Source organism: Pseudomonas sp. FP2309, assembly GCF_030687575.1.
GTDB lineage: Bacteria > Pseudomonadota > Gammaproteobacteria > Pseudomonadales > Pseudomonadaceae > Aquipseudomonas.
Window position 1 is genome coordinate 5,255,935 of sequence record NZ_CP117439.1, and the last position, 22,647, is coordinate 5,278,581.

Below are 22,647 nucleotides of genomic sequence, written 5' to 3' on the forward strand. Positions count from 1 at the left end.
TAATTTGATAAAAAATGAGCAGCTCTAACCGAAAACGATAATCAAGAGTTAAGTGCAGCATTAATAACTCGACACGTGCTCAGGCCAGTCCGGACTCCACCAGCAGCGCCTCCAGCCCCATTAAATCCGGCACCCTTGCCACATGTTCGCCCACTTGCACCGCCGCCAGTTCCAGCGGGCACAGCGGCACGTCGACGTAGCTCAATTCGCTATCCAGCTTGTACGAGCGCGGAATCCCCTGGATCACCAGCGCAATGAACTTCAACGTCGGCCGCCCGCCCAAGGCGTTCAACACTACGATGCGTGAGCGTTCGCCGGTCAAGCTGGCTTCGCCGCAGGCCGCTTCAAAGCTGATCAAGGGTATCTGCCGGTCGCGCCAGGTGACTTGCCGCAGATACCAGGGCGGTGCGTCGCTGGCCGGTTCGCCGCGCTGGAAGTCGATGAGTTCGGCCACGGCGACGTTGGGCAGCACCAGGTGACGGTCAGCCAGGGGCAGCAGCAGGCCGGTTAGTTGGCTGGTGCGGTGATCAAGCATGGGACTTGCTCCAATAAGCGATGCTCTCCAGCAGCACCGATTCCTGGTACGGCTTGCCAAGGTAGTCGTTAACACCGATGGCCATGGCGCGGTCGCGGTGTTTCTGGCCGGTACGCGAAGTGATCATGATGATCGGCAGGCGCATCAGGCGCGGGTCGTTGCGCACTTGCGTGGCGACCTCGAAACCGTCCATGCGCGGCATCTCGATGTCGAGCAGCATCAGGTCCGGGTTGTGCTCTTCGAGCACGGCCAGGGCGTCGATACCATCCTTGGCGGTGAGCACGTTCATGCCGTTGCGCTCCAGCAGGCGGCTGGTGACTTTGCGCACGGTGACCGAGTCGTCCACCACCAGCACCAGCAGCGGGCGTTTTTTCAGCGGGTCGTTGAGGATCAGCGGCGCATCCACCGCCTGCGCCGGCAAGGCCGGTGATCGCGCGCGAATATGCGCAAGCAAGTCGATGATCAGCACCACGCGGCCGTCGCCCAGAATGGTCGCCCCGGACAGCCCCTGCACCCCGGAAAACTGCGGTCCCAGGCCCTTGACCACGATCTCGCGCGTGCCGGCCATGGCGTCCACATGCACCGCAACGTGCCGCTCATTGCATTGCACCAGCAACACCGGCACAGGTTGGTATTGGCCGAGCAGTTTGGGGCGGGCGACGGTGTGCAGCAGATCGCCCAGGTAGAACAATTCATAACGCTGGCCGGCGTATTCGTAGCACGGCGGGTCCTGCTGATAGTGCCCCGCCAATTCATGGGGCAGCACCCGCACCAGGCCTTCGATGGTGTTGAGCGGGATTGCGTATTGATCGTCGGCGCACTGCACCATCAGCGCACGATTGACCGACACGGTAAACGGCAGGCGAATGCGAAAGTGCACGCCCGCGCCCGCTGTCGAGTCGATCACCATCGAACCACCGAGTTGGCGCACTTCTTCATGCACCACATCCATGCCCACGCCACGCCCGGAAATCTGCGTGATCTTTTCGGCGGTGGAAAAACCCGGTTGCAGGATGAACTGCAATACATCGCGGTTGCTCATCTCTTGATGGGGCGCCAGCAGGCCGCGCTTGATCGCCTTGCGCCGCACCGCTTCCAGCGGCACGCCGGCACCGTCGTCGCGCAGGTCGAACACGATATCGCCGCCTTCGTGGGTCAGGTCCAGCGTGACGCGCCCCTTCTCCGGTTTACCGGCCGCCAACCGCACCTCGCGCGATTCCAGGCCGTGGTCGACGGCGTTGCGCAGCATGTGTTCCAGCGGCGCCGCCATGCGTTCGAGCACGTTGCGGTCCATCTCGCCTTCGGCGTTGCCCACGACGAACTCCACGTCCTTGCCCAATTCGCTCGCCACCTGGCGCACGATACGCTTGAGACGCGGCAGCATGCGTTCGAACGGCACCATGCGCGTACGCATCAGGCCTTCCTGCAACTCGGTGTTGATGCGCGCCTGTTGCTGCAACAGGTCGTGCGCATCTTCGTTGCGACGGTCCAGGGTGTCCTTGAGGTCCATCAGGTCGGAGGCCGATTCGGACAACGCGCGCGACAGTTGCTGCAGTTGGGAATGGCGGTCCATTTCCAGCGGGTCGAATTCTTCGTAGCCCAGGCGCTCAGCCTCAGCCTGCTGACGGCTGAGGATGCGCCCCTGGGTTTCGGTATCCAGGCGGCGCAGTTGGTCGCGCATGCGCTCGATGGTGGTTTCCACCTCGTGCAGGGCAATGCGCGCGTCGTTGACTTGCTGTTCGATACGCCCGCGAAAGATCGAAGTTTCACCGGCCAGGTTGACCAGGTCGTCCAACAGCTCGGCAGAGATTTTCACCATATCCGCGGCGGGGTCCACCGCCGTTTCGGCCTTGCCCGGCGGCAACGCCACCGGCACCACAGGCTCATCGCTGGGGTGAACCAGACTTCTAATGCGTTCGATAAGCTTGTCCACCGAGCCCACCGGCAACCCGTCCGCCACGGCGTCGATCATCTGGGCCAGACGGTCATGACAGCCTTGCAACAACGCAAACAGTTCCGGCGATGGCGCGAGCGACCCGGCAGACAGCCCTTCGTAGAGAAACTCCAGTTCATGGGCCAAGTCGCCAATCGGCCCGATCTCGACCATGCGCGCCCCCCCCTTGAGGGTGTGCAGGTCGCGCAGCAGGGTTTCGACTTCCTGGCGATTGTTCGGCTCGGCCTGCCAGCGCAGCAATGCACTGCCTGAACTATCGAGGATATCGGCGGCTTCTTCGAGAAAAATGTCCAGCAACTCGGGGTCAGTGCCCGATGCTTGCGGGGCGGGGGCCTGCACCGCCGGCGTGCTGCTCTGGCGTATCGCGCGCAGTTTGGCGACCCACTCGGCGCTGTCGCTCAGAGGCTGCTGCTGTTGCAATTCTTCCAACTGCAGGGCCAGGTGTTCATGACTGGCCATCAGCACCTGCGACAGCTGGGCGCTGTAACTGTAGCGACGGTCCACCAGGCCTTCGTAGAGGCATTCCAACTCGTGAGCCAGATCACCCACCGCGCCGATTTCGGCCATGCGCGCGCCCCCCTTGAGGGTGTGCAAGTCGCGCTGCAACGAGGACAACGGCGCGACGCTGTCCGGCTCCAGCAACCAGCGTTTGAGCGACTGCCCGGCGCTGTCGAGGATGTCCACGGCTTCCTCGAGAAAGATCTCGACGATCTCATCGTCCATCGTCGTTTCATGGTTGAGCTGCGCCGTTGCGGCCCCCAGCTCGGCGATGCTTGGGGCGCGGCCGCCGTCGCTTTTGATCAGCCCGGTGGCCGATGGGTCCAGGGCCCCGTCCAGCAAATCGCGCAGGGCGTGCACACGTGCCGGTGCCGGGCTGATTTCCTGGCCGGCGGCCAGTTGGTCGAGCATGTTGATCAGCGCTTCATGGGCCTGTTCGGCCTCATGGAAAAACCGCTCGCTGACCGCCAGGCTGCTCTCTTCCACCGCGCCGTACAGGTCAAGCAAGGCTTCGCACAATTCGTCTATGGGGTGCAGGTCGGCGATGTGTGCGCCCTCCCCCAAGGTGGTCAATTCATCCAGCAGCGCGGTGAGTTCCTGGCGCTCGCCGGGGTGTTGCTGCCAACGGCGCAGCAGGCTTTCGGCGTCGAGCAGGATGTCCATGCCCTGGGCCAGGAAGTTGGTGATCAGTTGCGGGTCGCGCTTGATGCGCAGGCCTGTATTTGGCGCCTCGAGCAGTGCGGCCAACTGATGTTCGAGCAAGGTTTGGGTACGCTGGATCAAGTCGTCCGCGCCTTTGATTGGCACCAGCGGGTCTCGGTCCAGCTGGTGCAACCCACGCTGGAACAGCGCCTCTGCTTCCAGTAGCAATTCCACTTCGTCCAGGTCCAGCGGCAGGCGGTGCGCCTTGTATTCGCGGGTCAGGTGATCGAGCGGGCGGACCAACTCGGCGATCGGCAGCACGCCGGCCATGTAGGCGCTGCCCTTGAGCGTATGCAGCGCGCGCTGCAGTTCATCGCTGACCTGCAGCGGCACATGTTCGGCGGCCTGTTGCAGGAAGTGGTTGAGGCTGTCCAAGTGGCTCTGGGCTTCGTTGCGGAAGATCTCCAGCAGCATCGGGTCGTGGAGCTCGGCGGTCGACACGGCGGCGCCGCTGGCCAAGGCGTGGGCGCGGGCGGCCAGGGCATCGACTTCATCGCGCTGGTGTTGGTCGTGCGTGGCAAAGTCAGCGATCAACTCCGGCAGCACGGCCACCGCGTCATCCAGCACTTGTTGCACCTGCGGGCCGAGGGCGATGCTGCCCTCGAGCACGCGGTTGAGCAGGTTTTCCACGGCCCAGGCCAGCTCCGCCAGTACCAGGGCACGCACCATGCGGCCGCTGCCTTTCAAGGTATGGAAGGCGCGGCGCATTTCGGCCTGGGCGGTTTTGTCCGCGCTGTTGGGCAGGTAGCTGTGCAGTACCTCAAGGACTTCGTCGGTTTCTTCGAGGAAGACTTCGCGCAGTTCGTCGTCGATGGGTTCTTCATCGACCGGCGGCGGCAACAGGCTGCCGGGACGTTGCTGGGCCGGCGGGTTGAGACGCGACGTTGGGTTGGCCAATGCGTCGAACTGGGACTGGCTGGGCGTGCTTTCGCCCGACAGCGCGCCATCGGGCGCCACCAGTGCCTGGCGCCAGGGTTTCTCCGCCGGCAGATAGCCCAGCGCCGCGAGGCTTTGGGTGGCCAGTTCCAGCACCTGCTCACCGGCAGCGTCGGGGTCCTGGAGCATGCGTTCGAGGTAGTACTCCAGGCTGCTGATCACGTCAGCGAAATGCGCCAACTGCGTCTCGGACGGCACGCCGTCGTTGATCATCAATTGTTCATCGACGTAATCGGTGCAGCCGCGCATCAGGCTCGCTGCACGGGGCAGCGGAATCATCGCCAGCGCGCCGCGTACCTGACTCAGCAGTTCGGGCAGGGACTCCAGGCGCTGGCGGTCCCAATCGGCTTCAATACAATCGATCACCAGCTCTTTGGCCTGGCGCAGGCATTGGCAGGACTCGCGGATCACCAACTGGTGAATCTGGCTCAGGTCGGTGGTCGGCAGACGGCTTTCTTCGCGGCTTTGCGATTCGACGGTACCGGCCATTCCGGCCAGTGTGGCTTCCACATAGAGCAGTGCGCCGGCCACATCCATCAGCACCGCGTCATTGGGCTCGCGATGCCCCTGGGCCAGGCTCAGCACCACAGCCAACTGGTCGATGATCACTTTGCGCGGCTGGCCAAACCCCAGCACCGCCAAGGTATCGGCGATCTGCCGTAACGGTGCCAGTAGCGCATCGAGATCGCCGGTGTGCTGTCGGTCGCTGCGCACGAACAGGTCGAGGCGTTCCTTGACCCGTACCAGTTCCTCGCACAACGCCCCCAGTACCGAACCCATGGCATTGCGGTCCGGTCCGGCCAGGCGCGCGCGCTCGGCGTCAACCACGGCGCTGTCAGGCAACGCCTCGTCCAAGCCGTAGCGCTCCTTAAGGCTTTGCATGCGCGGTGTCGGCCGGGTGACTTTGGCCACGTAGAACAGCAGGCTTTTGAGCAGGTCGTCCGGCGCCGGCTGGTTGATACCACCGATGCCCTGGGCCAGCAGGCGTTTAAGTTGCTTGTCACTGGCCTTGAGCAAACTGCGCAGTGCCGGGCTGTTGGCGACGACACCCGTGAGCATGCCTTCGACCAGCGCCGAAGCGACTTGCCACAACGGCAACAGCGGCGCGCCCTGGCACAGAGCCTCAAGGCGCGCGAACACCCGCGCCATGTCTTCCAGGTTGCTCGGGCCGTGGTCTTCGCGCAGCAGCCCGGCGAGGGCTTGTTGCAACAGCTGGTGCCATTGGCGCAGTTGCTCATGAAGGTCCGGTACCGCGCGGTGGGCCAGGGCTTCGTCGGGCAGCGGTGCAATCGACAGCAGTTGCGGGCTGAACAGGCTGGTTTCCGAGAGCAGGCTTTCACCGCGAGCACTGCGCAAGTCGTTGAGCAGCGGCAGCACCACCAAGGGCAAATCGCGGCGGGCGCTGTGTATGCGGTCGAGGTACAGCGGCAGTTGGCCAAGAGCCTGTTGCAGCAGGCGGATGCTCTCGTCGCGCTGGCTGACCTGTCTGGCCTTGAGCGCCAGGGCCAGTGCTTCGATCTCCTCGGCCAACAGCGCCGCGCCGTAGAACTCGACCATTTGCAAGGCGCCGTGCACCTGGTGGATACCGGCCAGGCATTGGTCGATGACGTCGTCGTCATGGGTTTCGACAAACGCATCCAGCGCCGATCGGGCCTGTTTCAGGGTTTCGGCAATGTCGCCCTTGACCCATTCGAGGGCCACGTAGTCGTGCCGATCAACCATATTCACTCCGGTGAGAATTTTTGAGTTGCGTGTATTGCCAGGATCTCAAGCCAACGAATATCTGCGGTGGGAGCGCGTTTCAATCCTCAGCCTGTTTGGCCGCCGGCAAGGTGAAACCCGACACCGACCTGCGCAACTGACTGGCCATTTTCGCCAGGTTACCAATGCTCTCGGCGGTCGCGGTGGAACCCGACGAGGTCTGGGTGGTGATCTGCTGGATCACGTTCATGGTCAGCGAGATCTGCCCGGCCGACGAGGTCTGCTGCTGCGCCGCGTTGGAGATGCTCTGGATCAGCGCCGCCAGGGTTTTCGACACGCCTTCGATCTCTTCCAGCGCCACACCGGCATCCTGGGCCAGCCGCGCGCCGCGTACCACTTCGGTGGTGGTTTGCTCCATGGAAATCACGGCCTCATTGGTGTCGGCCTGGATCGCACGGACCAGGGTCTCGATCTGCCGGGTAGCCGCCGACGAGCGCTCGGCCAGCCGTTGGACTTCATCGGCCACCACCGCAAAACCGCGCCCGGCGTCCCCGGCCATGCTCGCCTGGATCGCGGCGTTCAGGGCGAGGATGTTGGTCTGCTCGGCGATGTCGTCGATCAGGCTGACGATATCGCCGATCTCCTGGGACGACTCGCCCAGGCGTTTGATGCGCTTGGCGGTGTCCTGGATCTGTTCGCGAATGTTGTCCATGCCATGGATGGTGTTGTGCACCACCTCGTTGCCCTTGTTGGCGATTTCCACCGAGCGCTCCGCCACCGCCGAGGACTCGGCGGCATTGGCCGACACCTGGTCGATGGACTGGGCCATCTGGTTGATCGCCGTGGACGCTTCGGCGATCTGCTGGGCCTGGTGCTCCGAAGCCTGGGCCAGGTGCATGGCGGTCGCCTGGGTCTCTTGGACCGCACCCGCCACTTGCCCCGCGGTGAGGTTGATGGTGGCCACCAGGTCCCGCAGTTGGTCCACGGAATAGTTGATGGAGTCGGCGATGGTGCCGGTGAAGTCTTCGGTCACCGAGGCAGTCACGGTGAGGTCGCCGTCGGCCAGGTCTTCGATTTCATCGAGCAGGCGCATGATCGCGTTCTGGTTGCGCTCATTCTTCTCGGCGGTCTCGTGCAGTTGGCGGTTGGTCTCGCGCACCATCACCAGGCCAATCAGGATAATCGAGGCCAATGCCAGCAGGCCCAGCACATAGCCGCCGATGGTGTCGAAACTGCGCCCGCTGGCGAGGTTTTCGAAACCGCTGGCCAGGTGCGAGGCTTCATCGAGCAGGGTTTGCGACAGATTGAAAATATTGCTCGCCGAGGCGCGGACCTGAAACAGCTGCGGCGAGGTTTCGAGGATTTCATCCACGGAGCCGGAGACAAACTCGAACAGCTCGGCGATTTCCGTCAGCCGTGCGCGGGCGTCGTGGTCTTCGACCTGGGTGATGCGCAGGCTCGGGTTGCCGTTGAGCATGCCATTGAGCACCTGGCCGAAGCGCGCGGCATCGCGGCCAAAGGCATCGGCGGCCTGCACGGCGGTTTCATCCCCCGCCAGCACAGTGTTGACCGCGCCCAGGATGCGTTCGGCCAGCAGCGACTGGCGTTGGGCCACCGCCACCTGGCTGGCCGGGGCGCCACGCTGCAACAGGATGTCGACGACTTTTTCCGACTCCATCTGCAATTGCGGCACGGTTTCGGCCAGGGTGGCGGCCACTTGGTGCAGGGACAGCACGGTCTGCTCGCTGGCGAGGATCGCGTCGGTGTTTTTCAGCAGGGCTTCCCAGTCGGTCTGCACCGCGCGCATTTCGGCGCGTACCGCACTGGGAGCGGCTGGCAGGCCGGTGTCCGGGTCGCCTTTTTTCAGGTAGCCCCAACGCTGGGCGAAGTCGTTGCGCGCCTCGCCCAACAGCTTGAACGCCGCCGCCTTGCCCGCGGCAGCTTCCGTGGCGTTCTTGGCGATGCGTTGCGAGAGCACGCGCAGTTCACCGGCGTGGCCGATGTACTGTTTGTCATAGGTGGACTGGGTGTTGAGGTACGCGAAGTTGGCGAACAACAGCATGATGAACACGATCAACGCGATAAACAGCACGATGATCTGCGAGCGGCTGCGCGAGCCGGTCTGAGGTTTGGGCGTGGTAGCGGTGGTCATGCGGCGACATCCATGAAGCCTGGGGCCTGCGCCAGAGCGAAGGGGCTGAAAACCTGCCACAGCGGGTCGCCGTCGAACTGGCCGCTGATAAACGGCGCGCTGGGGTCGGGGTTGGCCAACAAGGCGTCTTGTGCGAAATGCTGCATTCCCACCACCTCATCCACCAGCAGCCCGACAAACAGATCGTTGTATTCCACCACCAGCACCCGCCGTTGCTTGCGTGCCCTGGACAGCGCCAGCCCCAGGAAACCGCCCAGGTCCATCACCGGCAGCAAACGCCCGCGCAGGTTAGCAACACCCTTGACCCAGGTCTTGACCCCGGGCATTAAAGTGCAACGCGGCTCATGCAACACCTCGGCAACTTCGCCCATGGGCGCCACGTACCAGCCGTCGCCCAGGCGAAAGCCGATGCCGCTCCAGCGGTGCAGGCGAGTTTCCTGGGACGGCAGGTCGGCGGCCAGCAGGCGGCAGCGGCGGTCGATATCCAGCAACAGCTCGAAGGCAGTTTGCGACTCGGTCATGATGGCGTGCCGTCAGCCGGCCAGCACCTTGTTCAAGGTGGCGATCAGGGTTTCTTCATCCACCGGCTTGGTCAGGTAATCCTTGGCGCCCTGGCGCGCGCCCCAGATCTTGTCGGTTTCCTGATCCTTGGTGGTGATGATGATAATCGGGATGCCGTTGGTTTCCGGCTCCTTGGACAACTGGCGCGTGGCCTGGAAGCCATTGAGGCCCGGCATCACGATGTCCATCAGAACGGCGTCGGGCTTTTCCTGGCGGGCCAGGGCGACGCCGTCGGCGCCGTTCTCGGCCTTGAGCACCTGGTGGCCGTGCTTTTCCAGCATGCCGGTCAATTTGTACATTTCAGTCGGCGAATCGTCGACGATCAGAACACGTGCCATGGTTTTCCCCGCTACATTGGTCGGCGCCGGCCCTTGTGGGGCGGCGTCAGTGTGCTTGTTCTACTGCGGCGAATCCCGGCACGTAGGCCTTGATCGCACCCAGCAGTTCTTCCTTGCTGAAAGGCTTGGTCAAAAACTGATCGACACCCACGATGCGCCCCTTGGCCTTGTCGAACAGGCCGTCCTTGGAGGACAGCATGATCACCGGGATCGACTTGAACGCCGGGTTGTTCTTCACCAGGGCGCAGGTCTGATAACCATCCAGGCGCGGCATCATGATGTCGACAAAGATAATGTGCGGGTGATGATCAACAATCCGGGCCAGGGCATCGAAACCGTCGATGGCCGTGATGACGTCGCATCCCACGTTCTTCAACAATGTCTCGGCGGTGCGGCGGATCGTTTTCGAGTCATCGATCACCATCACTCTCAAGGCGTTGGAATGCTGTTCCATATCTGCTCTACCATCGCCACAGCGAATCGGTTTTTGGTGCGTACTGCCTGATGTCTCACAGGATGAGCGCCGCAGGCCTTGGAACTCAGGGGCCGCTGCGCCGTGGCAGTCTTTTTAGCACAGTCTCGGAGAGCAATCTATCGAGGCACCCGCCCGGTGGTTTTTCCTTGACCCACAACAGCCGCAGCGCCACTCTGACGCCACTTTTATGCGCCCTAATTTGCTAGAGGAAATCCCCCATGAGCGTTCGCGTCGGCATTGTCATGGACCCTATCGCCAGCATTTCCTATAAAAAGGACAGCTCGCTGGCCATGCTCCTGGCTGCCCAGGCCCGCGGTTGGACCCTGTTCTATATGGAACAACGCGACCTTTACCAGGGCGACGGCGAAGCCCGCGCACGCATGCGCCCGCTGCAGGTGTTCGCCAACCCCGAGAAGTGGTTCGAACTGCAGGATGAGATCGACAGCCCTCTAAGCGATCTGGATGTGATCCTGATGCGCAAGGACCCGCCGTTCGACATGGAATTCGTCTATTCCACTTACCTGCTGGAACAAGCCGAGCGCGCGGGCGTGCTGATCGTCAACAAGCCGCAGAGCCTGCGCGACTGCAACGAAAAGCTGTTCGCCACCCTGTTCCCACAATGCACCCCACCGACCGTGGTCAGCCGCCGCGCCGATGTGCTGCGTGAGTTTGCCGCCAAGCATGGCGATGTGATCCTAAAGCCGCTGGACGGCATGGGCGGCACCTCGATCTTCCGTCATCGCGCAGGCGACCCGAACCTGTCGGTCATCCTCGAAACCCTGACAGCCCTGGGCACCCAGCAGATCATGGGCCAGGCCTACCTGCCGGCGATCAAGGACGGCGACAAGCGCATCCTGATGATCGACGGCGAGCCGGTGGATTACTGCCTGGCACGCATCCCGGCGGCCGGCGAGACCCGTGGCAACCTGGCGGCCGGTGGTCGTGGCGAGGCGCGACCGTTGTCGGACAAGGACCGTTGGATTGCCGCTCAAGTCGGTCCAACGCTGCGTGAAAAGGGCTTGCTGTTTGTCGGGCTGGACGTGATCGGTGAGAACCTCACCGAAATCAACGTCACCAGCCCGACCTGTATCCGCGAGATCGACAATGCCTTTGGCACGAACATCGGCGAAATGCTGATGGCTGCGATAGAAGCGAAGCTGCAAGCCTCAAGCCGCCGTTGAAAGTTCAAGGCGAATAGCGCTCAGGCTTGCAGCTTGTAACTTGTCGCTTGAAGCTAAAAACCAACATTGCGCTATCATGCCGAACCCCGATACCAGCGATGTTGGTTTTTATGCCTCTGCCGTCCGATCTGCCCCCCGAACTCTCCCATCGCGGCGTGCGCCCGGCTGATCGGCTCGGATTTACCTTGTTCCTCGCCGCACTGCTTCACCTGGCGTTGCTCCTCGGCGTGGGGTTCACCATGGTCGAGCCCAAGCAGATCACCAGAACCCTGGAAATCACCCTCGCCACGTTCAAAAGTGAAAAGAAGCCCGAGAAGGCAGATTTTCTGGCCCAGGACAATCAGCAAGGCAGCGGCACCCTCGACAAGAAGGCCATCCCCAAAACCACTGAAGTGGCGCCGTTCCAGGACAACAAGGTCAATAAGGTCACGCCACCTCCGGCCCCCAAGCCCGAGGTCAAGCAAACCACGCCCAAGCCAGCGGTGACCACTGTCGCGCCCAAGCCGCAGAAAGCCCCGGCCCAGCGCGAAAAGACCAAGACCGAGCCGACGCCTGAACCGGTGAAGCCGGCGCCGACCTTCGACAGCTCGACACTGTCCGACGAAATTTCCAGCCTGGAAGCCGAACTGGCCCAGGAACAACAGCTGTACGCCAAACGCCCGCGTATCTACCGCTTGAACGCCGCCTCGACCATGCGCGACAAAGGCGCCTGGTATAAAGATGAGTGGCGCAAGAAGGTCGAGCGCATCGGCAACCTCAACTACCCTGAAGAGGCCCGTCGCCAGCAGATCTATGGCAATTTGCGCTTGCTGGTGTCGATCAATCGCGACGGTTCGTTATATGAAGTGCAGGTGCTGGAGTCATCAGGCCAACCCCTGCTGGACCAGGCCGCCCAGCGCATCGTGCGTCTGGCCGCGCCTTTCGCCCCGTTCAGCGGCGACTTGAATGACGTGGACCGCCTGGAAATCATCCGCACCTGGAAGTTCGCCAAGGGCGATCGGTTGTCCAGCAACTGACCACTCCCTTTTGGGCGCAGCGGGCGTGCTCACGACAACTCCAGCTTGTCAGTTCGCCCCTCCAACGCCACACTAGCGGACATGAAAAATGTCAGCCCGACCTACCTCAAGCACCAATTCCTGATCGCCATGCCCCATATGGCCGACCCGAACTTTGCGCAGACCTTGACCTACATCGTCGAGCACACGGCCAATGGTGCCATGGGGTTGGTGGTGAATCGTCCGCAAGAGTTGAGCCTGGCCGATATCCTCGAGCAACTGCGCCCCGAGATCGACCCGCCCGCGCGGTGCCAGCACGTGCCGATCTACATCGGCGGGCCGGTACAGACCGATCGCGGCTTTGTCCTGCACCCGACCGGGCCGACGTTCCAGGCCACGGTGGATCTGGACGGCGTGTCACTGTCCACCTCCCAGGACGTGCTGTTCGCCATCGCGGACGGGGTGGGCCCTGAGCACAGCGTGATCACCCTGGGTTATGCCGGTTGGGAAGCCGGGCAATTGGAAGCGGAACTGGCCAGCAACGCCTGGCTGACGTGCCCGTTTGACGCCGATATCCTGTTCAACACCGCCAGCGAACTGCGCCTGGAAGCCGCCGCGGCCAAGCTGCGGGTCAACCTCAGCCTGCTGACCAGCCAGGCGGGGCACGCCTGATGGCCTTGCGTCTGATCCTGGGTTTTGACTACGGCACCAAACAGATCGGCGTTGCGGTCGGCCAGGTCATCACCGGCCAGGCCCGTGAGCTGTGCACCTTGAAAGCCCAGAACGGCATACCGGACTGGGATCAGGTCGAAGCCCTGATCAAAGAGTGGAAGCCCGACGCGGTGGTGGTCGGCCTGCCTCTGAACATGGATGGCACCCCCAGCGACATGTGCCTGCGCGCCGAAAAGTTCGCCCGCCGCCTCAACGGCCGCTACAACATCCCCTTCTATACCCACGATGAACGCCTGACCACCTTTGAAGCCAAGGGTGAGCGACGTGACCGTGGCGGGCAGAAGGGCAGCTACCGCGACAACCCCGTGGATGCCATTGCCGCCGCCTTGCTGTTGCAGGGCTGGCTGGATGAAAACACCGCTTTATTTGAATCCTGACTGACGCGGCTTGCCGCGTCTTCTTACGTTTGAGCCCGGAACTTGCCTACAGCAAGGCCTTGAAGGAGCCACCATGAGCCTGCCCAATCCCGCCGAACTGATCAGCCAGATGGCGATACGCCTCAAGGCGCATCTGGAACACCGCGCCATCAGCGAACCGCGTTTTATCGGCATTCGCACTGGTGGTGTATGGGTGGCCCAGGCGTTGCTGAAAGAACTGGGCAGCGACTCGCCCCTGGGCACCCTCGACGTGTCCTTCTACCGCGACGACTTCAGCCAGAACGGCCTGCACCCGCAAGTGCAACCCTCGGCACTGCCGTTCGAGGTCGAAGGCCAGCACCTGGTGCTGATCGACGACGTGCTGATGAGCGGCCGCACCATTCGTGCCGCCATGAATGAGCTGTTCGACTATGGCCGCCCAGCCAGTATCACGCTGGTCTGCCTGCTGGACCTGGATGCCGGCGAACTGCCGATCAGCCCAGATGTGGTCGGCGCCACGCTGTCGCTTGCCGCCCACCAACGGGTAAAATTGTCCGGTCCCACGCCGCTCGAACTCGAACTGCAAGACCTTGCCCTTTAAACCGCCTTGTACAGAGTCCCCGCGATGACGCCTCTAGATGCCAAGCGCCCGCTGCAGCTCAATGCTCAGGGCCAGTTGCAACATTTCTTGTCCCTTGACGGTTTGCCCCGCGAACTGCTCACCGAAATCCTCGACACCGCCGACTCGTTCCTCGAAGTCGGAGGCCGGGCGGTGAAAAAGGTCCCGCTGCTGCGCGGTAAAACCATCTGCAACGTGTTCTTCGAGAACTCCACACGCACCCGCACCACCTTCGAGCTGGCGGCCCAGCGGTTGTCGGCCGATGTGATCACGCTGAACGTGTCCACCTCGTCGGCGAGCAAGGGCGAAACGCTGCTCGACACCCTGCGCAACCTGGAAGCCATGGCCGCCGACATGTTCGTGGTGCGCCACGGCGACTCCGGCGCCGCGCACTTCATCGCCGAGCACGTGTGCCCGCAGGTGGCGATCATCAACGGCGGCGACGGCCGCCACGCCCACCCGACCCAGGGCATGCTCGACATGCTCACCATCCGTCGGCACAAGGGCAGCTTTGAAAACCTCTCGGTGGCCATCGTCGGCGATATCCTGCACTCACGTGTAGCCCGCTCGAACATGCTGGCCCTCAAAGCCCTGGGCTGCCCGGACATCCGCGTGATCGCCCCCAAGACCCTGCTGCCGATTGGTATCGAGCAGTACGGCGTGAAGGTCTATACCGACATGGCAGCAGGCCTCAAGGACGTGGACGTGGTGATCATGCTGCGCCTGCAACGCGAGCGCATGGCCGGTGGCCTGCTGCCGAGCGAGGGCGAGTTCTACCGCCTGTTCGGCCTGACCACCGCGCGCCTGGCCGGCGCCAAGCCGGATGCCATCGTGATGCACCCCGGCCCGATCAACCGAGGGGTGGAGATTGAGTCGGCGGTGGCCGACGGCAACCAATCGGTGATTCTCAACCAGGTGACCTACGGGATCGCCGTGCGCATGGCGGTGTTGTCCATGGCCATGAGCGGGCAGACCGCGCAACGTCAATTCGAGCAGGAGAACGCACAGTGAAGCTCAGCATTCTTGGCGCTCGCGTTATCGATCCGGCCAGCGGCCTGGATCAAGTGACCGATTTACATCTGGAAGCCGGCAAGATCATCGCCCTCGGCGCTGCGCCGGCAGGCTTCAGCCCCAGCCAGACCATCGATGCCACAGGCCTGGTGGCCGCGCCTGGGCTGGTGGACCTGAACGTCGCCCTGCGCGAGCCGGGCTACAGCCGCAAGGGCAGCATCGCCAGCGAAACCCGCGCCGCTGCGGCCGGTGGTGTGACCAGCCTGTGCTGCCCACCGCACACCAAGCCGGTTCTCGACACGTCGGCAGTCACCGAGCTGATCCTCGACCGCGCCCGTGAAGCCGGCAACTGCAAAGTGTTCCCTATCGGCGCCCTGAGCAAAGGCCTGGAAGGCGAACAACTGGCGGAGCTGATTGCCCTGCGCGACGCCGGTTGCGTGGCCTTCGGCAACGGCCTTGAGAGTTTCCGCAGCACCCGCACCCTGTGCCGTGCCCTGGAATACGCAGCCACCTTCGATCTGACCGTGATCTTTCACTCCCAGGACCGCGACCTGGCCGAAGGTGGCCTGGCCCATGAAGGCGCCGTGGCCAGCTTCCTCGGCCTGCCGGGCATTCCCGAAACCGCCGAAACCGTGGCCCTGGCCCGCGACCTGCTGCTGGTGGAGCAAAGCGGCGTACGCGCGCACTTCAGCCAGTTGACCAGCGCCAGGGGCGTGGCCCTGATCGCCCAGGCACAAGCCCGCGGCCTGCCGGTGACTGCGGATGTGGCGCTGTATCAGTTGATCCTGACGGATGAGGCGCTGATCGATTTCTCCAGCCTGTACCACGTGCAACCGCCCCTGCGCACCCTGGCCGATCGTGACGGTCTGCGTGCGGCGGTGAAATCGGGCGTGGTCTCGGCCATTTCCAGCCACCACCAACCCCACGAACGAGATGCCAAGCTGGCACCGTTTGGCGCAACGGAGCCGGGCATCAGCAGCGTAGAACTGTTGCTGCCATTGGCGATGACGCTGGTGGAGGATGGCTTGCTGGACTTGCCGACACTGCTGGCACGCCTGAGCGCCGGCCCGGCAGAGGCCTTGCGCCTGCCGGCAGGCAAGTTGGCGGTGGGTTCGGCGGCGGACCTGGTACTGTTCGACCCGGCCAGTTCCACGATTGCCGGGGAACACTGGCTGTCGAAGGGCGAAAACTGCCCGTTCATCGGTCATGTATTGCCGGCGACAGTGCGTTACACCTTGGTCGACGGGCACATCAGCTACCAGGCCTGAAGCGGGCACGGTAAAAGACTGTGGGAGGGGATTGCCCCTCCCACATTGGGCTCTCAATAAGGCCTGGAGATTCAGCGGCCGCCGTTGCGCTCGGCATTGCGAATCGAAACCTGCGTATTCAGCGTCCAGAAGTCATACAGCACCCCCAGCAGGAACAAGCCGCCGGTCAGCAGGTAGATAAGCCCGCTGATCCATTTGCCCATGTACATACGGTGCACACCGAACACCCCGAGAAACGCCAACAGTATCCAGGCCACGTTGTATTCAACGGGCCCGGCGGTGAAGCGCAACTCGGCCTCACGGTCCATGGCAGGGATCAGGAACAGGTCGATCAGCCAGCCAATGCCCAGCAGGCCAAGGGTGAAAAACCAGATCGTACCGGTAACAGGTTTACCGTAATAAAAGCGATGCGCCCCGGTGAAACCGAAAATCCACAGCAGGTAGCCAATCACCTTGCTGTGGGTGTCGTGCTGCGGACCAACCTGTTGATAGGTGTTCATCGCGTACCTCTTTTGCGTCGATAGATAAATTTTTTCACTTTCTTTGTGACTTTTTTACAGGCACCCGACGTACGGCAAATGGTATCTTCTCTCCCCTGAAAGCCTTATGCCACCTGACTTGTGTCGGACAATTGCGGCGAATCGTCGCGTTTTTCCTGATTTTGACGTCAAGGTTCAGTCGACAAACGGCCTGAGAACGACACCAAAAGCTGTTATAAAGTTGCGCGCAAACCCATAAGAGCCACGCCTAATGCGACCATTTTTCAAGACATGGCTAACCATTTGCCTATTAATGCCATTGGCCGCCCACGCCACCAATCGTGAGCAACGACTTCCGAACGTTAACGGTTTCACCCCTAAAGTTCACAGCACGCCAACCACTGCCAAATCGGTAAAGCCCACCGTCAGCCGCCCGACTCAACTGAGCAAGGCCCACGGTAAGGCAACACCTGGCCTGATGGCCGTCAACACCAAGCAAAGCAGCAACGTCCTCAGCCGCGCCGTAAACGTGCTCGGTACTCCTTATCGTTGGGGCGGCAGCAGCCCAAGTAAAGGGTTCGATTGCAGCGGCTTGGTGAAATACGCGTTCAACGACGTAAAAGCGGTCGATTTGCCGCGCACCTCCAACGCCATGGCCGCGGGCCACGGGCAGAAGGTTGACCGCAAGGACTTGAAACCGGGTGACCTATTGTTCTTCAAATTGAAGAGCCGCCAGGTGAACCATGTCGCCATCTACCTGGGCAACGACCGCTTTATCCACGCACCGCGTCGTGGCAAATCGGTGAGCATCGACACCCTGAAGAAGCCGTTCTGGAACAAGAACTACGTGATTGCCAAGCGGGTTCTGCCCAAAGAGCAGAACAACAACCTGCGGGTTGTCCAGCGCTGACACCAGGCTGAAATGCAGTAAACCATGGGGGAGCGGGCTTGCTCGCTCCCCATTTGATGTTTATTGCTCCAAAGGCTTCAGATGTCTGCGGGCACCCTCGCCTTCTCTCGGGCCTCTTCCCGGCTGATCACACCCTCCCCGACCAACGCCCTCAAACTCATATCCAACGTCTTCATCCCCAACGCCCCGCCGGTCTGAATGGCCGAGACCATCTGCGCCACCTTGTCCTCGCGAATCAAGTTACGAATGGCCGGCGTGCCCAGCATGATTTCATGGGCGGCCACGCGCCCACCGCCGAGCTTCTTGATCAGTACCTGACACACCACGGCTTGCAGCGACTCCGACAGCATTGAGCGCACCATGGCTTTCTCGCCTGCCGGGAACACGTCCACCAGCCGGTCCACGGTTTTCGCCGCCGAGGTGGTGTGCAAGGTCCCGAAGACCAGGTGCCCGGTCTCGGCCGCCGTAAGCGCCAGGCGGATGGTTTCCAGGTCACGCAACTCGCCCACCAGAATCACATCCGGGTCTTCGCGCAACGCCGAGCGCAGAGCGGTGGAAAAGCTATGGGTGTCGCGGTGTACCTGGCGCTGGTTAATCAGCGCGGTGTTCGGCGTGTGGATAAATTCGATGGGGTCTTCCAGCGTGAGGATGTGCTGGCGCCGATGCTTGTTGAGGTAATCGATCATCGCCGCCAGCGTGGTGGACTTGCCTGAGCCGGTCGGCCCGGTCACCAGCACCAGGCCACGTGGCAACAACGCGATGCGCTCGAAGACTTCTCCCAACCCGAGGCGCTCCAAGCTCTGAACCTCGGATGGAATGGTGCGAAACACCGCGCCCATGCCGCGATCCTGCTGGAACACGTTTGCGCGGAACCGGGCCAGACCGGGCAGTTCGAAGGCAAAATCCGTTTCAAGAGATGTTTCGAAATCCTTTTGCTGGTATTGGTTGAGTAACGGCCTGAGTAAATCCGCCACTTGCAAGGCTGACAGCACCGGTGTATCCAGTGGCCAGACCTCGCCATCCACGCGCAGCATCGGCGCCAGGCCGGCCGACAGATGCAGGTCGGAGGCGCCCCGGCGCACGCCGACCATCAGCAATTCAGTGATATCCATAGGGCTTTCCATTTCCAGTAGAATGCCGCGGACTCCATATCCACGGGCGCATCTTGAATGTCGACGATAGCAGACAACATCGGCCAGGTTAGCCAGCGCATCCGCGCCGCGGCCGACGCAGTGGGCCGTGACGCAAACAGCATCCATCTGCTGGCCGTGAGCAAGACCAAACCCGCCCAGGCCGTGCGCGAAGCCTACGCCGCCGGGATGTGCGACTTTGGCGAAAACTATCTGCAGGAAGCCCTGGGCAAACAGGCTGAATTAACCGACCTGCCCTTGAGTTGGCACTTCATCGGCCCCATTCAATCGAACAAGACTCGTGCCATCGCCGAGCACTTCGCTTGGGTGCATTCCGTGGACCGCCTCAAAATTGCGCAACGCCTGTCCGAGCAACGCCCGGCCGACCTGCCGCCGCTGAACATCTGCATCCAGGTCAACGTGAGCGGCGAAGCCAGCAAGTCCGGCTGTACGCCCGCCGACCTGCCGGCCCTGGCCAATGCGATCAGCGCCCTGCCACGCTTGAAGCTAAGAGGCTTGATGGCGATCCCCGAACCGACCGATGACCGGGCGGAGCAAGATGCGGCCTTCGCGACCGTGCGCGACCTGCAAGCCAGCTTGAACCTGCCGCTCGACACACTCTCCATGGGCATGAGCCACGACCTTGAGTCGGCCATTGCCCAAGGCGCCACCTGGGTGCGGATCGGTACCGCCCTGTTTGGTGCCCGCGACTACGGCCAGCCTTGAAATGGCTGACTTCCATTTAGCTAAGGACCTGTCATGAAAGACACGCGTATTGCCTTTATCGGCGCCGGTAACATGGCGGCCAGCCTGATTGGCGGCCTGCGGGCCAAAGGCCTGGGCGCCGAGCAGATTCGCGCCAGCGACCCAGGCGCAGACACTCGCGCCCGCGTCAGCGCCGAACACGGCATTGAGACCTTTGCCGACAACGCCGAGGCCATCCAAGGCGTCGACGTGATCGTGCTGGCAGTCAAACCGCAAGCCATGAAGGCCGTGTGCGAGAGCTTGCGCCCCAGCCTGCAACCGCACCAACTGGTGGTGTCCATCGCCGCCGGCATCACCTGCGACAGCATGAACAACTGGCTCGGCGCCCAGCCAATCGTACGCTGCATGCCCAACACGCCGGCGTTGTTGCGCCAGGGTGTGAGCGGCCTGTACGCCACGGCCCAGGTGAGCGCTGCACAGCGTGACCAGGCTCAGACGCTGCTGGGTGCCGTGGGCATCGCCGTGTGGCTGGAGCAGGAACAACAATTGGACGCCGTCACGGCCGTATCCGGCAGCGGCCCGGCGTACTTCTTCCTGCTGATCGAAGCCATGACCGCCGCCGGTGTCAAACTGGGCCTGCCCCAGGACGTCGCCGAGCAACTGGCCGAACAAACCGCCCTGGGCGCTGCGAAGATGGCCGTTTCCAGTGAGGTGGACGCTGCCGAGCTGCGCCGTCGCGTGACCTCCCCAGGCGGCACCACGCAGGCCGCGATCGAATCGTTCCAGGCCGGGGGGTTTGAAGCCCTGGTGGAAAAAGCTCTGGGTGCCGCGGCACATCGTTCGGCCGAGATGGCCGAGCAGCTGGGCAAATAGTCGTCTCCCTACGAAGGAATACATGATGCTTGGACTCAATGACGCCCTTATCTTCATCATCCAGACCCTGGGCAGCCTGTACCTGCTGATCGTGCTGATGCGTTTTATCCTGCAACTGGTGCGGGCGAACTTCTACAATCCGTTGTGCCAATTCGTGGTGAAGGCCACCCAACCGCTGCTCAAGCCGCTGCGCCGGGTGATCCCGAGCCTGTTCGGCCTGGACATGTCATCGCTGGTGCTGGCACTGCTGCTGCAGATCCTGCTGTTCGTGGTGATCCTGACGCTCAACGGCTACCAGGCCTTCACCGTACTGCTGCTGCCTTGGGCGCTGATCGGCATCTTCTCGCTGTTTTTGAAGATCATCTTCTGGTCGATGATCATCAGCGTGATTCTCTCGTGGGTCGCTCCCGGCAGTCGCAGCCCTGGCGCCGAACTGGTCTTCCAGATCACCGAGCCGGTGCTGGCGCCGTTCCGTCGCCTGATTCCCAACCTGGGCGGCCTGGATATCTCGCCGATCTTTGCGTTTATCGTGATCCAACTGATCCAAAGCTGGGTCGTTCCACGGCTGGCGTTCTACGCGCTCATGCCCAAGGAACTGTTCGGCCTGATCTGAATGCGCGCAACGGGTGGGGGCGGACTCTTTCGCTCCCACTTTTTGTATCTGCATATTGAATTGAATCCGAGCGGGCCTTTGCTTGCCGCTGGGTGCAGCGGTCTTTAGACTTACGCCTCATTTAAACGAGAGCAGGGTCGATGCCAACTGCCTTCCCCCCCGATTCTGTTGGACTGGTCGTGCCCCAAGTGGCGCACTTCAGCGAACCGCTGGCCCTGGCCTGCGGTCGTTCGCTGCCTGCCTATGACCTGATTTATGAAACCTACGGCCAACTGAACGCCACGGCGAGCAACGCCGTGCTGATCTGCCACGCCTTGTCCGGCCATCACCACGCCGCCGGCTTCCACAGCGTCGACGAGCGCAAGCCCGGCTGGTGGGACAGTTGCATCGGCCCAGGCAAGCCTATCGACACGCAAAAGTTCTTTGTGGTCAGCCTGAACAACCTCGGCGGTTGCAATGGTTCCACCGGCCCCAGCAGCCTTAACCCGGAAACCGGCAAACCGTTCGGTGCCGACTTCCCGGTGCTCACCGTGGAAGACTGGGTGCACAGCCAGGCGCGCCTGGCCGACGTGTTGGGTATCAACCAATGGGCGGCCGTGATCGGCGGCAGCCTGGGCGGTATGCAGGCGCTGCAATGGACCATCACCTACCCGGATCGCGTGCGCCATTGCCTGGCCATCGCCTCGGCGCCCAAGTTGTCGGCGCAGAACATCGCCTTCAACGAAGTGGCACGCCAGGCGATCCTCACCGACCCGGAGTTCCACGGTGGTTCGTTCCAGGAAGCGGGCGTGATCCCCAAGCGCGGTTTGATGCTGGCGCGCATGGTCGGGCATATCACCTACCTGTCCGACGACTCCATGGGCGAGAAATTCGGCCGTGGCCTCAAGAGCGAGAAACTCAACTACGACTTCCACAGCGTCGAGTTCCAGGTGGAAAGCTACCTGCGTTATCAGGGCGAGGAGTTCTCCGGGCGTTTCGACGCCAATACCTACCTGCTGATGACCAAGGCCCTGGACTACTTCGACCCTGCGGCGAATCACGACGACGACCTGGCCAAAACCTTCGAAGGTGCCACGGCCAAGTTCTGTGTGATGTCATTCACCACCGACTGGCGCTTCTCGCCGGCCCGCTCCCGTGAACTGGTGGATGCCCTGATGGCGGCGCGCAAAGACGTCTGCTACCTCGAGATCGACGCTCCGCAAGGCCACGACGCCTTCCTGATTCCGATCCCGCGCTACCTGCAGGCCTTCAGTAACTACATGAACCGCATAACTTTGTGAGAACGCCATGAGAGCCGACCTGGACATCATCCAAGAATGGATACCCGCCGGCAGCCGCGTGCTCGACCTGGGCTGCGGCGATGGCGAACTGCTGAGCTGGCTGCGGGACAACAAGCAAGTCACCGGCTACGGCCTTGAAAACGACCCGGACAACATTGCCCAGTGCGTGGCCAAGGGCATCAACGTGATCGAGCAGGACCTGGACAAGGGCCTGGGCAACTTTGCCAGCAATAGCTTCGACATCGTGGTGATGACCCAGGCCCTGCAGGCGGTGCATTACCCGGACCGCATTCTCGATGAGATGCTGCGCGTCGGCCGCCAGTGCATCATCACCTTCCCCAACTTCGGGCACTGGCGCTGCCGCTGGTACCTGGCCACCAAGGGCCGCATGCCGGTGTCGGACTTTCTGCCGTACACCTGGTACAACACCCCGAACATCCATTTCTGCACCTTCGAAGACTTCGAAGCGCTGTGCGGCGAGCGTCAAGCCAAGGTGATCAACCGCCTTGCCGTCGATCAACAGCATCGTCACGGCTGGGCGAGTAAGCTATGGCCCAATCTGTTGGGCGAAATCGGTATCTACCGGGTCAGCAGTCCTGGCCTGACCGACCACAAAATTGCCGTCTAATCATTTTCAGGAGGG

The 22,647-nt window shown here is 62.4% G+C and carries 21 protein-coding genes; 13 read left to right on the forward strand and 8 right to left on the reverse strand.

Translation table 11 applies throughout. The annotated features are described in order from the left end of the window. Positions 1–79 precede the first annotated feature (79 nt). The 6 genes from PSH59_RS24285 to pilG all read right to left on the reverse strand — a co-directional run bounded on the left by PSH59_RS24285 (position 80) and on the right by pilG (position 9,831). Positions 80–535: a chemotaxis protein CheW gene (locus tag PSH59_RS24285; RefSeq protein WP_248080561.1), complete on the reverse strand. Its 456-nt coding sequence runs from the start codon at positions 533–535 to the stop codon at positions 80–82. Continuing rightward, positions 528–6,347 (reverse strand): Hpt domain-containing protein, encoded by a 5,820-nt coding sequence (locus PSH59_RS24290; RefSeq protein WP_305393844.1) that lies wholly within the window; start codon positions 6,345–6,347, stop codon positions 528–530. The genes PSH59_RS24285 and PSH59_RS24290 overlap by 8 nt, the downstream gene beginning before the upstream one ends. Before the next feature lie 79 nt (positions 6,348–6,426). Further along, a complete protein-coding gene (locus PSH59_RS24295; RefSeq protein WP_248080567.1) occupies positions 6,427–8,478 on the reverse strand; it encodes a methyl-accepting chemotaxis protein in 2,052 nt (683 codons plus the stop codon). After that, positions 8,475–8,999 (reverse strand): chemotaxis protein CheW, encoded by a 525-nt coding sequence (locus PSH59_RS24300; RefSeq protein WP_305393845.1) that lies wholly within the window; start codon positions 8,997–8,999, stop codon positions 8,475–8,477. The genes PSH59_RS24295 and PSH59_RS24300 overlap by 4 nt, the downstream gene beginning before the upstream one ends. Positions 9,000–9,011: 12 nt before the next feature. Beyond that, positions 9,012–9,377, reverse strand: a complete 366-nt coding sequence (pilH, locus tag PSH59_RS24305; RefSeq protein WP_014720320.1) for a twitching motility response regulator PilH — start codon at positions 9,375–9,377, stop codon at positions 9,012–9,014. 46 nt (positions 9,378–9,423) lie between these two features. Next, on the reverse strand, positions 9,424–9,831 hold the full coding sequence (gene pilG / locus PSH59_RS24310) for a twitching motility response regulator PilG (RefSeq protein ID WP_010564379.1): 408 nt from the start codon (positions 9,829–9,831) through the stop codon (positions 9,424–9,426). 239 nt (positions 9,832–10,070) lie between these two features. On the opposite strand from pilG, the gene gshB reads away from it, so the two are divergent. The 7 genes from gshB (at position 10,071) to PSH59_RS24345 (ending at position 16,014) form a co-directional block, all read left to right on the forward strand. Then, positions 10,071–11,033 (forward strand): glutathione synthase, encoded by a 963-nt coding sequence (gene gshB, locus PSH59_RS24315; protein ID WP_305393846.1) that lies wholly within the window; start codon positions 10,071–10,073, stop codon positions 11,031–11,033. 110 nt (positions 11,034–11,143) lie between these two features. Continuing rightward, the gene (locus PSH59_RS24320; protein ID WP_248080576.1) at positions 11,144–12,049 is read left to right on the forward strand and encodes an energy transducer TonB; all 906 of its coding nucleotides are present in this window, start codon (positions 11,144–11,146) and stop codon (positions 12,047–12,049) included. An 81-nt stretch (positions 12,050–12,130) separates the two neighbouring features. Further along, positions 12,131–12,700 carry a YqgE/AlgH family protein gene (locus PSH59_RS24325; protein WP_248080579.1) on the forward strand — a complete coding sequence of 190 codons (570 nt, stop codon included), beginning with the start codon at positions 12,131–12,133 and terminating at the stop codon, positions 12,698–12,700. Then, positions 12,700–13,137: a Holliday junction resolvase RuvX gene (gene ruvX, locus PSH59_RS24330; protein WP_248080582.1), complete on the forward strand. Its 438-nt coding sequence runs from the start codon at positions 12,700–12,702 to the stop codon at positions 13,135–13,137. The genes PSH59_RS24325 and ruvX overlap by 1 nt, the downstream gene beginning before the upstream one ends. A 73-nt stretch (positions 13,138–13,210) precedes the next feature. Continuing rightward, on the forward strand, positions 13,211–13,717 hold the full coding sequence (gene pyrR / locus PSH59_RS24335) for a bifunctional pyr operon transcriptional regulator/uracil phosphoribosyltransferase PyrR (RefSeq protein ID WP_248080585.1): 507 nt from the start codon (positions 13,211–13,213) through the stop codon (positions 13,715–13,717). Positions 13,718–13,741: 24 nt separating this feature from the next. Beyond that, positions 13,742–14,746 (forward strand): aspartate carbamoyltransferase catalytic subunit, encoded by a 1,005-nt coding sequence (locus PSH59_RS24340; protein ID WP_248080588.1) that lies wholly within the window; start codon positions 13,742–13,744, stop codon positions 14,744–14,746. Beyond that, the gene (locus PSH59_RS24345; RefSeq protein WP_305393847.1) at positions 14,743–16,014 is read left to right on the forward strand and encodes a dihydroorotase; all 1,272 of its coding nucleotides are present in this window, start codon (positions 14,743–14,745) and stop codon (positions 16,012–16,014) included. Before PSH59_RS24340 ends, PSH59_RS24345 begins: the two co-directional genes overlap by 4 nt. A 71-nt stretch (positions 16,015–16,085) precedes the next feature. Here PSH59_RS24345 and PSH59_RS24350 read toward each other — a convergent pair whose 3' ends face one another. Continuing rightward, positions 16,086–16,514 carry an NINE protein gene (locus PSH59_RS24350; protein WP_248080594.1) on the reverse strand — a complete coding sequence of 143 codons (429 nt, stop codon included), beginning with the start codon at positions 16,512–16,514 and terminating at the stop codon, positions 16,086–16,088. A 250-nt stretch (positions 16,515–16,764) separates the two neighbouring features. On the opposite strand from PSH59_RS24350, the gene PSH59_RS24355 reads away from it, so the two are divergent. After that, the gene (locus tag PSH59_RS24355) at positions 16,765–17,403 is read left to right on the forward strand and encodes a C40 family peptidase (protein ID WP_248080597.1); all 639 of its coding nucleotides are present in this window, start codon (positions 16,765–16,767) and stop codon (positions 17,401–17,403) included. Between the two features lie 77 nt (positions 17,404–17,480). Here PSH59_RS24355 and PSH59_RS24360 read toward each other — a convergent pair whose 3' ends face one another. Further along, positions 17,481–18,515: a type IV pilus twitching motility protein PilT gene (locus tag PSH59_RS24360; RefSeq protein WP_305393848.1), complete on the reverse strand. Its 1,035-nt coding sequence runs from the start codon at positions 18,513–18,515 to the stop codon at positions 17,481–17,483. 57 nt (positions 18,516–18,572) lie between these two features. Here PSH59_RS24360 and PSH59_RS24365 point away from each other — a divergent pair, with 57 nt between their 5' ends. The 5 genes from PSH59_RS24365 (at position 18,573) to metW (ending at position 22,632) form a co-directional block, all read left to right on the forward strand. Further along, positions 18,573–19,259: a YggS family pyridoxal phosphate-dependent enzyme gene (locus PSH59_RS24365; protein ID WP_248080603.1), complete on the forward strand. Its 687-nt coding sequence runs from the start codon at positions 18,573–18,575 to the stop codon at positions 19,257–19,259. Between the two features lie 33 nt (positions 19,260–19,292). Then, complete coding sequence (gene proC / locus PSH59_RS24370) at positions 19,293–20,111, forward strand: pyrroline-5-carboxylate reductase (RefSeq protein WP_305393849.1); 819 nt, start codon at positions 19,293–19,295, stop codon at positions 20,109–20,111. A 25-nt stretch (positions 20,112–20,136) separates the two neighbouring features. Continuing rightward, positions 20,137–20,724 carry a YggT family protein gene (locus PSH59_RS24375; protein ID WP_248080608.1) on the forward strand — a complete coding sequence of 196 codons (588 nt, stop codon included), beginning with the start codon at positions 20,137–20,139 and terminating at the stop codon, positions 20,722–20,724. 140 nt (positions 20,725–20,864) lie between these two features. After that, complete coding sequence (locus PSH59_RS24380) at positions 20,865–22,004, forward strand: homoserine O-acetyltransferase (protein WP_248080609.1); 1,140 nt, start codon at positions 20,865–20,867, stop codon at positions 22,002–22,004. A gap of 7 nt (positions 22,005–22,011) precedes the next feature. Beyond that, positions 22,012–22,632 (forward strand): methionine biosynthesis protein MetW, encoded by a 621-nt coding sequence (gene metW / locus PSH59_RS24385; RefSeq protein ID WP_248080612.1) that lies wholly within the window; start codon positions 22,012–22,014, stop codon positions 22,630–22,632. Positions 22,633–22,647: the final 15 nt, after the last annotated feature.

Coding starts and splice junctions, on each gene's coding strand:
- gshB (WP_305393846.1), top strand. CDS start 10,071: ATGAGCGTTCGCGTCGGCATTGTCATGGACCCTATCGCCAGCATTTCC.
- PSH59_RS24365 (WP_248080603.1), top strand. CDS start 18,573: ATGTCGACGATAGCAGACAACATCGGCCAGGTTAGCCAGCGCATCCGC.
- pyrR (WP_248080585.1), top strand. CDS start 13,211: ATGAGCCTGCCCAATCCCGCCGAACTGATCAGCCAGATGGCGATACGC.
- pilH (WP_014720320.1), bottom strand. CDS start 9,377: ATGGCACGTGTTCTGATCGTCGACGATTCGCCGACTGAAATGTACAAA.
- PSH59_RS24295 (WP_248080567.1), bottom strand. CDS start 8,478: ATGACCACCGCTACCACGCCCAAACCTCAGACCGGCTCGCGCAGCCGC.
- PSH59_RS24300 (WP_305393845.1), bottom strand. CDS start 8,999: ATGACCGAGTCGCAAACTGCCTTCGAGCTGTTGCTGGATATCGACCGC.
- PSH59_RS24355 (WP_248080597.1), top strand. CDS start 16,765: ATGCGACCATTTTTCAAGACATGGCTAACCATTTGCCTATTAATGCCA.
- pilG (WP_010564379.1), bottom strand. CDS start 9,831: ATGGAACAGCATTCCAACGCCTTGAGAGTGATGGTGATCGATGACTCG.
- PSH59_RS24375 (WP_248080608.1), top strand. CDS start 20,137: ATGCTTGGACTCAATGACGCCCTTATCTTCATCATCCAGACCCTGGGC.
- PSH59_RS24360 (WP_305393848.1), bottom strand. CDS start 18,515: ATGGATATCACTGAATTGCTGATGGTCGGCGTGCGCCGGGGCGCCTCC.
- PSH59_RS24380 (WP_248080609.1), top strand. CDS start 20,865: ATGCCAACTGCCTTCCCCCCCGATTCTGTTGGACTGGTCGTGCCCCAA.
- PSH59_RS24325 (WP_248080579.1), top strand. CDS start 12,131: ATGAAAAATGTCAGCCCGACCTACCTCAAGCACCAATTCCTGATCGCC.
- proC (WP_305393849.1), top strand. CDS start 19,293: ATGAAAGACACGCGTATTGCCTTTATCGGCGCCGGTAACATGGCGGCC.
- metW (WP_248080612.1), top strand. CDS start 22,012: ATGAGAGCCGACCTGGACATCATCCAAGAATGGATACCCGCCGGCAGC.
- PSH59_RS24285 (WP_248080561.1), bottom strand. CDS start 535: ATGCTTGATCACCGCACCAGCCAACTAACCGGCCTGCTGCTGCCCCTG.
- PSH59_RS24350 (WP_248080594.1), bottom strand. CDS start 16,514: ATGAACACCTATCAACAGGTTGGTCCGCAGCACGACACCCACAGCAAG.
- ruvX (WP_248080582.1), top strand. CDS start 12,700: ATGGCCTTGCGTCTGATCCTGGGTTTTGACTACGGCACCAAACAGATC.
- PSH59_RS24290 (WP_305393844.1), bottom strand. CDS start 6,347: ATGGTTGATCGGCACGACTACGTGGCCCTCGAATGGGTCAAGGGCGAC.
- PSH59_RS24340 (WP_248080588.1), top strand. CDS start 13,742: ATGACGCCTCTAGATGCCAAGCGCCCGCTGCAGCTCAATGCTCAGGGC.
- PSH59_RS24320 (WP_248080576.1), top strand. CDS start 11,144: ATGCCTCTGCCGTCCGATCTGCCCCCCGAACTCTCCCATCGCGGCGTG.